This is a genomic window from Phenylobacterium sp. CCH9-H3, assembly GCF_001557235.1.
Taxonomy (GTDB): domain Bacteria; phylum Pseudomonadota; class Alphaproteobacteria; order Caulobacterales; family Caulobacteraceae; genus Phenylobacterium.
Window position 1 is genome coordinate 1 of record NZ_LSJI01000294.1, and the last position, 11,525, is coordinate 11,525.

Below are 11,525 nucleotides of genomic sequence, written 5' to 3' on the forward strand. Positions count from 1 at the left end.
GCCGGCTCGATGCGGCGTCCACGCCAGGGCGGCCGGCGAGTTTTGGCACAGCCTGCCCCGCAACGCCCCCTGTCGAGGTTGTGGGCCGACCCGGTGGGCGGCCGAAGAGATGGAGAAAGGGCGTCGGAGGCGACCCTTGAGGGACAAAGGAGGCAGGACCCATGTCCTTGAAACCCATCGTCCAGGCCCTGGGCGGCGATCTCTACGATCGCGGCCTGCGGGCGAATATCCCAGCCCCTGGCCATAGCGCCGCCGACCGTTCGGTCTCGCTGCTGCTGCGGGAGGGCCGGGTGATCGTCCACACCTTCGGCGACGGCGACTGGAAGGCGGTGCTGGATTTCCTGCGCGATCAGCGGCTGATCGATGCCGACCATGCGCCGCTCGGCGGGCCCGGTCGTCCAGTCGGCGGCCGGCCCACGCGCCCGACCGCCTCTCGTCTAGAGCGGCGGGACGCCGCCTTACGCCTTTGGGAGGCTGGCCGCGCCCTTCCCAAGACCCTGTCGGAGCGTCACTGCCGCCTGCGCGGCGTGGAGCGGCCGCTCCCCGGTCCTGCCGTCCTGCGGCACAACAGCGAGGCCGCGGTCTCGGCCTATCGGGGCCACGGCTATCGACGGCCGGCGCTGCTGGCCGCCATCCAGGACGCCGCCGGCGCCTTTACGGCCGTCGAGGTGACCTATTTGGCCGCCAATGGCGCTCGCGCGAGCGATTTGCGCCTGCCGCGCAAGACCGTCGGGCCCGCGCCGGGCGGCTGCGCCGTACGCCTGGACGAGGCCGCCGAGTAAATGCTCGTGGGCGAGGGCGTCTTCACCACCCTGTCCGCGACCGAATGGTTCGGCCTTCCCGGTTGGGCCCTGCTCTCCACGCGCAACCTGCGCGTCTGGTCGCCGCCTGACGGCGTGAGCTCTGTGCTGATCGCCGCCGATCGCGGCAAGGACGGCGAGGCCTCGGCCGCGCAGTTGCAGGGCCGCCTGGTCCACGCCGGCGTGGCGGCGAGCGTCGCCCTGCCGCCGGAACCGTTCGGGGACTGGAACGAGTGGTCCGACCATCTGCGGCGGCAGGGTTCGGCGGCAATGGAGGGGAGAGGAAGGGATTGGGGGGGTGCGCCCAGGGGCAGGATGACCCTCGCCCAGGCGCTGGAGCCTGACCCCGATGACCAACGTCCAGACTGAAGCTTCCGAATCCCCCGCGCCCGCCGCGATGGCCCGTGTCCAGGTGCGTCTAGGCGATCTCGGGCTGGCGAAGGAGAACCTTCGCTACGCCGAGCCTGCCGACGACGGCGTGCCGCAGCTCGCCGACACCATCCTCGCCGCCGGCGTGGTGATTCCGCCCATCGTCCGTCCCGGACGCAAGGGCGAGGAGCGGTTCATGGCCCTCGACGGCCGGCGCCGCCGGTTGGGCCTCATGCTGCTGCGCGACCGCGGCGATATCACTGACGACTACGAGGTCGAATGCCTCTTGGCCGAGACGAAGGCGCAGCAGGCCGCGGCCATCGTGCTGCCCAACACCGAGCACGCGCCCGTGCACGTCGCCGACGTGATCGTAGCCATCGGCCGGCTGCGCAAGGCCAAGATGGACACGAACGCCATCGCCCGGGCGCTGGGCTACGCCGAGCTGGAGATCAAGCGGCTGGAGGCCCTGGCCGCCGTCCACCCCTCGGTGCTGACGGCGTTGCGCAAGGGCAAGCTGACCTTGAAGCAGGTGCGCCTCTTCGCCCGCCTGCCCGACAAGAAGCAGCAGGCCGAGATCGCCCAGACCGCGCTGGACGGCTACTTCCAGGACTATCAGATCCGCGCCGTCGTCGAGCGCGGCCGGGTCACCGCCGACGATCCGCGCTTCATCCTGGTCGGCATGGACCGCTACCTCGCCGCCGGCGGCCGGGTCACGTCCGACCTGTTCGGCGAGCTGCCGGACGCCGTGCTCGACCCGGAGGTCCTGCAGGCGGCCTGGCGCGAGCGCGTGCAGCCGATCATCGACCATCTGCAGGCCGAGGGCCTGGCGGTCTATCTGGGGGAAGACGGCGCCTTCGGCGCGCCCGACGGCTTCGCCCGCCTGCCCTATGTCTACCGTCCGGACCTGACCGACGCCCAGGCCAAGGCCCTGGACGACGCCCGCTATGAGGTGACCCGACTCTCCTCGGCGCTGCAGGACGTCGACCCGCAGGCCGACGACGCCCCGGCCGGTTTCGGGCCGCTGGTCAGCGCCATGGCCGCCGTCGCCGGCGCGTCGCTCAGCCGGGACAAGATCGGCGCCGTGATGCTCTCACCGGCCGACGCCGACTATGGCTTCGCCGCCACCTTCTACTCGGTCCCTCTGCCGGCCGACCAGCTGCCGCAGGAGATCGAGGACGAGGCGGACGAGGACGCCCTGGAGGTTGGCGAGCGCTATGGCCGCAGCTCGGCCGACGTCGAGGTCCCCAAGGCCGATGTGGAGGTGGACGGCTCCAGCCATGTCTTCCACGAGACCCGCACCGACGTCGCCACCCGCGGCCTGATCCGCGATCTGGCCGACGACCCGGGCGCGGCGCTGACGGTGTTGGTGGCGCAGCTGTTCAAGCAGCTCGCCCTGCACTCGGCGGGCAGTCTCGACGCGGCCGCCCTGCAGATCTCAGGCACGCGCTACAGCCGCGGCTCCACGACGCCGATCCCTGCCCTCGACGGCGAGGTCCGCGACCGGCTCGAGGCGCGGCGGGCGGCCTACAAGGCCTCGGGGCTGCGGCCCATTCCCTGGGTCGAGACCCTCGCCCACGGGGAGAAGATGGCGCTGATGGCGGAGCTGACCGCGGTCTCGCTGAACCTGCGCGAGGCCCGCACCTCGCTGATCCGCCACGCCGCCCGCGCCGAGGCGGCCGAGATCGCCGCCCTCTGCGGCGCCGACATCTCGGCCCACTGGACCCCGGACGCCGCCTATCTCACGGTCCACTCCAAGAAGCAGCTGCTTGGCCTGCTCGAGGAGATGGGCGTCGAGGACGACCGGGCCAAGGCCCTGAAGAAGGACGACCTGGTCGCCTTCGTCGCCGAGAGCGCCGCCGAACGGCAGTGGGCGCCTTCGGCCCTGGCGTGGGACCGGACCGTCGCCGAGACCGATGAGGTCGAGACGGATGAGGCCGACGCGGGGGACGACGCCGGCGGCGTTCCCGAGACCGGCACGGACGACGCGGCGCCGGCCGTTCCGATCGCCGCCTGACCTTCGCGGTCCGCTCAAGCGATGGCCCGGCCTCCAAGCCGGGCCATCGTGCTGCGACGACCCCTCGGCGCTCAATGGGCGGCGCGACTGACCTGGGCCGAGATCGCCGCCCATTGGTCGAGAAGTTCGCCCTGGACGGCCTCAGTTTCCGCGGTGATCTGGCCGAGGTTGGCGAGGTGGCGGCCAAGCTCGCCCTTCGGCAGCAGCCCGCGGCCTTCCAGCAGCGAGCCGATCAGGGCGATCGCCAGACCGGTGGCCTGGACGAGATCGCTGTGCTCTGGGTCGGCCATCGGAAACCTCCATCTCGGTGCGGGACGCGCATACTGACCCAGCCTGGTCGGCGGCGGCGATGCGTAAGCTTACGCCCTCGCCGCGGTCGACCTCAGGGTTGCGCACGGCGTCCCCCAGCGGAGAAAGGGTGAAGGAAGAGGCCGGACGGGCGAGCCCGTCGGGTCTGGAGGGAGGAGCCCTCCGCGGCGGGTGATCGGGATCCCGCCCATGAATGCGCTTCTGCCCCTGTTCACCGCCGCCGGCGACGCCACCGACCAGAAGGCCGCCAACCTGCTGGCCGCCGCCCGGGCGCTGACCCCGCATCTCAACCGCTCTCGCGCGCTCGACCGGAAGCTGGTGTCGGGGGTGATGACGACGACGTTCGGCGCCTCCGACGCCGAGGGCGCCTGGTTGTGGCGCGACGCCTACGACGCCATCGAGGCGGCCCTGGTGCTGCAGCTGCGGCGTCTCGCGCCCCAGATCGGCCGGCTGGAGGACGCGCCGGCCGACATCGTCGCGCTGTTGGCCAACCTCTCGGCGCTGAGCCTGACCCACACGCGCCGCTCCGAGGAGCAGGTGGCGATGGACCAGTTCTCCACCCCGCCGGAGCTGGGCGCCCTGGCGGTGCTGGCCGCCCAGGTGCGGCCGGGAGATCAGGTGCTGGAGCCGTCGGCCGGAACGGGCCTCCTGGCCATCCTGGCGGAGGCCTGTGGCGGCGCCCTGACCCTCAATGAGCGGGCCGCCGCCCGCGCCGCCCTGCTCGAGGGCCTCTTCCCCCTCGCGGCCCGCGTCCAGCACGACGCGGCCCATCTGCCTGATGTGCTGCCGAGCTCGGGGTCGTTCCACGTCGCCCTGGTCAATCCGCCCTTCCAGCACCTGGAGGACCATCTCCATGCGGCGCTGGACACCCTGGCCGACGGCGGGCGGATGGCGGCGATCGTGCCCGAGCGGCTGTTCGCCGACGCGGCGACGATGCGCGCCCTGGCCGCGCGGGGCCGGATGGCGCTGCGCCTGCGGTTCCCCGACCGCGCCTACGCCAAGCACGGGACCTCGGTTGAGACCGGCCTCCTCGTGGTCGACCGCGGCGGCGGCGACGGCGCCATCCCCGAGGTCCTCTGCGCCGAAACCCTTGCCGACGCGGCCAAGACGGCCGCGGCCGTCGCGGCGCGGCCGACCGCCCAGGCGCGGCAGTTCCGCCGCGTGAATCCCGTCGCGCTGCTGGCGCCGAAGGCGCGCGCCCTGGCGGCGCCGGCGGGCCGGCTCGCCTTCCTCGCGGAGACCGCGCCGGTCGCCTACGAGACCTGCGGCTGGTCGGGCGAAGGCCACGATGTGGGCCTCTACCAGGCCTACCGGCTCGGCCGGGTCCGCTTGCCTCAGAGCGCGCCGCACCCCTCCCCGCTCGTGGAATCCGGGCCGATGGCCTCGGTCCCGCCGCCCGCGCCCACCTATCGGCCGGTCCTGCCGACGAGGGTCGCTGGCGAGGGCCTGGTGTCCGACGCCCAGCTGGAGACGGTGATCTACGCCGGCGAAGCCCACGCCCAGCTCCTGCCTGGCTCGTGGGTCGTCGGCGAGGCCCCGCACCAGCTGATCCTGGTCGCCGACGACCACGACGGCGCCGTTCGCTTCCGCAAGGGCTTCTTCCTCGGCGACGGCACGGGCTGCGGCAAGGGTCGGGAGATCGCCGGCGTCATCGCCGACAACATCGCCCAGGGGCGCACCCGGGCGGTCTGGCTGTCGAAGAACGACGCCTTGCTGGAGGACGCCCGCCGCGATTGGTGCGCCATCGGCGGGAGCGCATCGGACATCACCCCGCAGTCGGCCTGGAAGCAGGCTGACGCCATCCGCATGGACAAGGGCGTCCTCTACACCACCTACGCCACCTTGCGGCAGCCCGCCCGGGGCGACCGCCCCTCGCGGCTGGACCAGATCGTGACCTGGCTGGGCGGCGACTTCGACGGCGTGATCGTCTTCGATGAAGCGCACGCCATGGCTAACGCCGCCAGCGGCGGCAAGGGCGCGCGCGGACCCAAGAAGGCGTCGCAGCAGGGCATGGCGGGCCTCGCCCTGCAGAACCGCCTGCCCAACGCCCGCATCCTCTATGTCTCGGCGACCGGCGCCACCACGCCGGAGAACCTCGCCTATGCGGCGCGGCTCGGGCTCTGGGGAGGCCCCGAGGCGCCCTTCCCCACCCGCGAGGCCTTCATGGACGCCGTGGAGACCGGCGGCGTGGCGGTCATGGAGCTGATCGCCCGGGAGCTGAAGGCGATGGGCCTCTACATCGCCCGCTCGCTGTCGTTCGAGGGTGTCGAGTACGAGCCGCTGCGCCATCCGCTCTCCGAAGATGACATCGCCATCTGGGACGCCTGGGCCGACGCCTATCAGCTGATCCACACCGACCTGCGCGCCGCGTTGGAGGCGGTCGGAGTCACCGAGGATGGCAAGCCCAAGTCCGGTCAGGCCGCCTCGGCGGTCATATCGGCGTTCGAGGGCGCCAAGCTGCGCTTCTTCGGCCATCTGCTGTCCGGCCTGAAGGCCCCCTCGCTGGTGACCTCGATCCGGGAGGACCTCGCCGCCGGCCGCTCGGCCGTGGTCCAGGTGGTCTCGACCAACGAGGCGGTGATGGAGCGGCGCCTCGCGGAGATCCCGCCCGAGGAATGGAACAACCTCGCCGTCGACCTGACGCCGAAGGACCAGGTGCTCGACTATCTGATGGGCGCTTTCCCGGTGATGGCGATGGATTCCGTGGAGGATGAGGACGGCAATGTCACCCTCGTTCCGGTGACCGACGCGGACGGGCGCCCCGTGGTCAGCCAGGAGGCTCTGCGCCTGCGCGACGAGTTGGTCGCTCACCTCGCCGGCCTGCCTGCGGTCCACGGGGTGCTGGACGCCGTGCTCGAGCAGCTGGGGACCGAACAGGTCGCCGAGATCACCGGCCGCTCGCGCCGGGTGGTCACCCGTGACGGCCGCCGCGTCGTGGAACGCCGTAGCGCCTCGGCCGCCAAGGCGGAGACGGACGCCTTCATGGCCGGCAAGAAGCGGGTCCTGGTGTTCTCCGACGCCGGCGGCACGGGGCGCAGCTACCACGCCGACCTCGCGGCCCAGAACCAGCAACGGCGCGTCCACTACCTGGTGGAACCCGGCTGGCGCGCGGACGCCGCCATCCAGGGCCTGGGCCGCTCGCACCGGACCAACCAGTCCTGCGCCCCGCTGTTCCGGCCGGTGACGACCGATATCCATGGCGAAAAGCGGTTCACCTCGACGATCGCCCGCCGCCTCGACAGTCTGGGGGCCTTGACGCGGGGCGAGCGGCGGACGGCCGGCAACGGCCTGTTCCGCGCCGAGGACAATCTGGAGAGCCCTTGGGCGCACCGCGCCCTGCAGGCCTTCTACGTCGCCCTGCACTTCGGTCACGTCGCAGCGATGGACCGGGAGACCTTCGAGGCCAAGACCGGCCTGCGGCTGGTGGACGGCGACGGGGACCTCAAGAAGGCCGACGACATGCCGCCGATGAACACCTTCCTCAATCGGCTGCTGGCGCTCAGGATCGCCGACCAGAACGCCCTGTTCGCGGCCTTCGACGAGATCCTCGGCTCGATCCTGGAGCGGGCGGCGCAGTCGGGCGCCCTCGATCGGGGCATGGAGGACATCGTCGCCGACGATGTGGTGATCACCGACGAGGAGGTGGTGCGCCAGGATGCGGTGACTGGCGCCCAGACCAAGCTGCTACGCTTCCAGGTCCGCACCCGCCGCGCGCTGACGAACGCCGATGACGCCGTCGCCGGCCTCGACGCCGATGGCGTGATCTATGCGGTCAACAGCAAGTCCGGCCGCGCCGCCCTCGTGGTCCAGGGCCTCACCACCACCAACGACGACGACCGCCTGATCCCCGCCGTGCGCCTGATCCGCCCCGAGAAGCGGACCATCGCCTCCCTGAAGGGGTTCGAGGAGTCGGCGTGGGAGGCGACCGACGAAGCGAGCTGGCGCGCGGCCTGGGATCGGGAGATCGCCGAAGCCGACCCCTGGATCACCCGCGACCTGGTGTTGGTCTCCGGCCTCCTGCTGCCGATCTGGACCCATCTCCCCGACAAGGGGACGTCGGTGCGCCGCCTGAAGGCGCCGGACGGCCGCCGTTGGCTCGGCCGCCTGCTCGACCCCGGCCAGGTCCCGGCGCTGAAGGTGGCGCTGGGTCTCTCCGATGTCGCCAGCGCCTACGGCGATCCGGCCCAGGTCTCAGGACTTGTGCTGCAGGACGGGGCGGCCCTGGCCCTGGCCGGCGGCCTCTGGCTGCGCCGGGCCAAGGTGATGGATCGCTACCGGATGGAGGTGGTGGGCGCGGCCGCGCAGCGGTCGTCGTTCACGGCGCTCGGCTGTTTCGTCGAAATTATCGCCTACACGCCGCGCGTGTTCGTGCCCATCGACCAGCTTGAGGTCCTCGCCGCCGTCTTGGCCAAATGGCCGCCTCAGACCGTGCTGCCTAAGGCCGCCTAGCCCCCTTTGCGGCCACCACGGCGAGACGCCCCACCCGGTCTCCGGGTGGGGCTATTCGTTCAGGCCTCGTCCGAGGCCTCCGGCTCGGGGCGGTCCAGCGCCGTCAGCATCTGGCCCGGCCGCGCCACCACGACCTTGGAGAAGAAGCGCTCGATCCCGTCCTTGTCGGTGAAGCGGTCGTGGCGGATCTCGCCCTGGACGAGGACCTTGGCGCCCTTGGGCAAGCCCTTGTCGGCCAGCCACTTGACCGTCGCGGGGGCCCAGATCTCGATCTGATGCCAGGTCGGGTAGTCCTTGCGCTCCCCCTCCTTGCGGGTCGTGCGGCTGGTGCAGACCCGCACGGTGGCCACCGACTTGCCGCCCTGGGTGGTGCGGATCTCGGCGTCGGCGCCGGTGAAGCCGATCAGTTGGACTTGGTTGAGCATCGTCGTTCTCCTGCTGGCCCGGTGGGGCCCGGGCGGCCTTGCGGTGCTTGCCGCGATCACGCGACCGCCTCGGGCGGGGCTCAAGCGCAGGGGTGACGCCCGGACGGGCTGGAAGCCGGTCTGCAGCGCCGCGAAGACCGGAGGGTCCGGCTCGGCCGCCTCGCTGGCGAGGTCGGCTTCACGCCTACGCGCCCCGCCCTAGGGTCGCCGGGTGATCGCCCAGGGACCGCTCGCCGCCTTCGGCCGCCGGCGGCAGGGGACGCTCGAACCTCACCCGCGTCCCACCTGCTTCGCGGCGCTGTCGCAGTGTCCACGAGGACCTCGGGCGGCTGGGTTCGGCGGGTCTCTGCTGCGGCCGTGCCGGGTGCGGGGCAAAGAAAGGGACGGGCCGGGCGAGCCGGCGGGAGGAATGGGCCTTCGCCGGCGTGCCGGAGGCCGCCATGTCCCCTGCCCCACGCTCGCCGGTCCTCGCCGCCTGGGGCGCCGGTGTCGACTCGACGGCCATGCTCATCGAGTTGATCGGGCGGGGGGAGCCGGTCGACCAGGTCCTGTTCGCCGACGTCGGGGCTGAGAAGGCGGAGACCTTGGCCTTCGTGCCGGTGTTCCGCGCCTGGCTCGCCGATCACGGCGTGCCGTCCGAGGTGGTCCGCTACGCGCCGAAGAACTTCAAGAACTGGCCGCCCTACCGCACACTGACCGAGAACCTCCTGACCAACGGCACCTTGCCGGGCATCGCCTTTGGCCGCGGCACCTGTTCGCAGAAGTGGAAGGCCGCCCCGCAGCACGCCTGGGCCAAGGCTTGGCCGCCGGCGCAGGCGGCCTGGGCGGCCGGGCGCAAGGTGGTGAAGCTGATCGGGTATGACGCGGGGCCGGCGGACGAGCGCCGGTTTCGCGTCGCCCAGGCGATCGACGATCCCCAGTACACGCATCGCTATCCGCTGCGGGAGTGGGGATGGACACGGCCCGACAGCATCGCGCGCATCCGCCGCGCGGGCCTGCCGGTTCCGGTGAAGAGCGCCTGCTTCTTCTGCACGGCGGCGCGACCGGCGGAGATCCGCGCGCTGCCAGCCGAGCAACTCCGACAGATCGTCCTGATCGAGGCGCGGGCCCGGCCGCGCCTGCGCAATGTCGACGGGCTCTGGCGCACGGCGGTGAAGGGCTCCCGGGGCGCAGAGCCTAGGCCCGGGTCGATGACTGCCTTTATCCGCCAGCAAGGCCTGCTCGATGCCGACGAGATCGAGGCGATCTGGGAGACCGCCCCGCGCAGCCTCACCCGCTGGCAAGCGGCCGTCGCCGGCGCGGTCGAGCGGCCCGAGATGCGGCGCTGGCTGACCGTGTTCGACGCCTTCGCAGGCCGGACCGCCCGGCTCGACGCGGCGCCAGGGCTCTACGACGGCCTGGAGGGTCGGCCATGAGCGCTGTCGATCCCCGCGCCTACGACCGGATCGTGGTCGCCTTCAGCGGCGGCAAGGACAGCCTTGCGGCGCTGCTCCATCTGTTCGATCTCGGCGTGTCGCCGCCGGCGATCGAGCTGCATCACCACCTGGTCGACGGCCCGGGGGCCGGTGCTGATGGACTGGCCGATCACCCCGGGTTATGTGGCGGCGCTGGCCGACCATTTCGGGCTTGCCCTTTACCACTCCTGGCGCGAGGGCGGCTTCCGCCGGGAGATGGCCAGGGACGGCGGTCCGACCGCCCCGATCCGCTTCGAGCAGCCGGGCGGCGGCCTGGGCGTCTCCGGAGGGCATGGGCCGCCGGGCGTGCGCGGCCGGTTCCCGCAGGTGTCGGCCGACCTCTCCGTGCGCTGGTGCAGTCCGGCGCTGAAGATCGACGTCCTGGCCGCCGCCATTCGCGGCCAGGCGCGGTTCGAGCAGGGCCGCACCCTGGTCGTCACCGGCGAGCGCGCCGAGGAGAGCCCGTCGCGGGCGCGCTACCGGCCGATCGAGCCGCACCGGACCGACTGCAGTCGCCGCCGGGTCGACCACTGGCGCCCAGTCCTCGGCTGGGCCGAGGGCCAGGTGTGGGACCGGATCGCGGTGGCGATGATCCGGCCGCACCCCGCCTATAGCCTTGGCTGGTCGCGGCTGAGCTGCCGCGCCTGCATCTTCGGCTCGCCCTCGCAGTGGGCGACGATCCGGGCGCTCTTTCCCGCGATCTTCGCCGAGGTCGCTGACCTGGAGGCCCGCTCTGGTCAGACCATCCAGCGCGCCGTGAGCGTGGCGGCGCTCGCCGATCGGGGCGCCCCCTACCCTGCGGCGCTGGCGGACCCCCAGCTCGCAGCCCTCGCCTGTGGGGAGACCTGGACCCTGCCGGTGCTGCAGCGGCCGTGGCGGCTGCCGGCCGGCGCCTTCGGGGAGGCGGGCGGTCCCAGCTGAGAGGGGGAGCAAGGGACGAGCGGGGCGAGCCCGGCGGGGAATGGTCCCGGCTGGGCCCAGGAGCTCTGGTTATGCCCCCAACCCCTCGCGGGCCGCGCCTGTCGCGCCGCCATTTCCTCGCCGCCGCCCCGACGGTCGCGGCCATCGAGGCCGGGGCCGCGCCGGCGCGGCCTCTGCCCGAGTTGGCCCGAGCCTGGCATGAGGCCCGCCACCAGCTGCGGTGGCTCCTGCTGCGATGGCAGGACCTGGAGAAGGACCTCAAGCGGCGAACGGGCTCGCTCGACTTCGGGGCGGCGGCGCGGGCCCGCGATGCGGCCGCGCTGGAAATGATCGCCATCGACAAGCGCCTGCCGGCCTTGTTCGAAAGCGAAACGGCCGGTTCGGCCGCCATGGCCGCCCTCCCCTGCCGAACGCTGGCCGATGCGCTGGCCAAGCTCGAGGTCGGGATCACGATGGTCGGGCCCGAAGACACCGACCCGACCGCCTGGGCGCTGCTGCGAGAGGGCTATGACCATCTGGTTGGCAGTCTTGGCGCTCCGGAGGCGACCCGCCATGGCTGAGCACGGCGAGCTTTTTTCGCTGGGCGTGGCCGAAGTCTCGGCGCCGATGGCGATTGTGGCGGCGGCCGATTCCGCCGACGAGTTGCGCGAACGCTTCGTCACCTATGGGCCGGCGGCGTTGGACGAGGGCGACACGCTCACGCTCGTCCTCGCGCACTGCCTGCGGCCTGGCGCGAACGCCGCCCGTGCGGCCGAGGCGCTGATGGCGCGGTTCGGCGGGGTGG

General features: G+C 72.4%; 10 protein-coding genes. 8 read left to right on the forward strand and 2 right to left on the reverse strand.

Features of this window, described 5'->3' with window-relative positions; translation table 11 throughout:
- The first annotated feature begins 161 nt into the window (after positions 1–161).
- Genes AX721_RS25760 through AX721_RS28690 form a run of 3 tightly spaced genes read left to right on the forward strand, consistent with a single transcriptional unit; the run spans position 162 to position 3,183 of the window.
- On the forward strand, positions 162–782 hold the full coding sequence (locus AX721_RS25760; protein WP_369796685.1) for a hypothetical protein: 621 nt from the start codon (positions 162–164) through the stop codon (positions 780–782).
- Positions 783–1,169, forward strand: coding sequence for a toprim domain-containing protein (locus AX721_RS28860; RefSeq protein ID WP_369796686.1), 387 nt, complete (start codon positions 783–785; stop codon positions 1,167–1,169).
- Positions 1,150–3,183 (forward strand): ParB N-terminal domain-containing protein, encoded by a 2,034-nt coding sequence (locus tag AX721_RS28690; protein ID WP_068878820.1) that lies wholly within the window; start codon positions 1,150–1,152, stop codon positions 3,181–3,183. Before AX721_RS28860 ends, AX721_RS28690 begins: the two co-directional genes overlap by 20 nt.
- Positions 3,184–3,254: 71 nt before the next feature.
- On the opposite strand, the gene AX721_RS25770 is transcribed toward AX721_RS28690, so the two are convergent.
- Positions 3,255–3,473: a hypothetical protein gene (locus tag AX721_RS25770; RefSeq protein ID WP_068878821.1), complete on the reverse strand. Its 219-nt coding sequence runs from the start codon at positions 3,471–3,473 to the stop codon at positions 3,255–3,257.
- Between the two features lie 208 nt (positions 3,474–3,681).
- On the opposite strand from AX721_RS25770, the gene AX721_RS25775 reads away from it, so the two are divergent.
- Positions 3,682–7,941, forward strand: a complete 4,260-nt coding sequence (locus tag AX721_RS25775; protein ID WP_068878822.1) for a strawberry notch family protein — start codon at positions 3,682–3,684, stop codon at positions 7,939–7,941.
- Between the two features lie 59 nt (positions 7,942–8,000).
- Here AX721_RS25775 and AX721_RS25780 read toward each other — a convergent pair whose 3' ends face one another.
- The gene (locus tag AX721_RS25780) at positions 8,001–8,366 is read right to left on the reverse strand and encodes a single-stranded DNA-binding protein (RefSeq protein ID WP_068878823.1); all 366 of its coding nucleotides are present in this window, start codon (positions 8,364–8,366) and stop codon (positions 8,001–8,003) included.
- 440 nt (positions 8,367–8,806) lie between these two features.
- Between AX721_RS25780 and AX721_RS25785 the strand changes: the two genes are divergently transcribed.
- From AX721_RS25785 to AX721_RS25800, 4 genes are all read left to right on the forward strand, one after another.
- On the forward strand, positions 8,807–9,781 hold the full coding sequence (locus tag AX721_RS25785) for a hypothetical protein (RefSeq protein ID WP_068878824.1): 975 nt from the start codon (positions 8,807–8,809) through the stop codon (positions 9,779–9,781).
- 156 nt (positions 9,782–9,937) lie between these two features.
- Positions 9,938–10,741, forward strand: coding sequence for a phosphoadenosine phosphosulfate reductase family protein (locus AX721_RS25790; protein WP_231754764.1), 804 nt, complete (start codon positions 9,938–9,940; stop codon positions 10,739–10,741).
- Positions 10,742–10,812: 71 nt separating this feature from the next.
- The gene (locus AX721_RS25795) at positions 10,813–11,301 is read left to right on the forward strand and encodes a hypothetical protein (protein ID WP_068878825.1); all 489 of its coding nucleotides are present in this window, start codon (positions 10,813–10,815) and stop codon (positions 11,299–11,301) included.
- A partial coding sequence (locus tag AX721_RS25800) for a hypothetical protein (protein WP_197422722.1) occupies positions 11,294–11,525 on the forward strand: 232 nt, incomplete at its 3' end. The genes AX721_RS25795 and AX721_RS25800, both read left to right, overlap by 8 nt.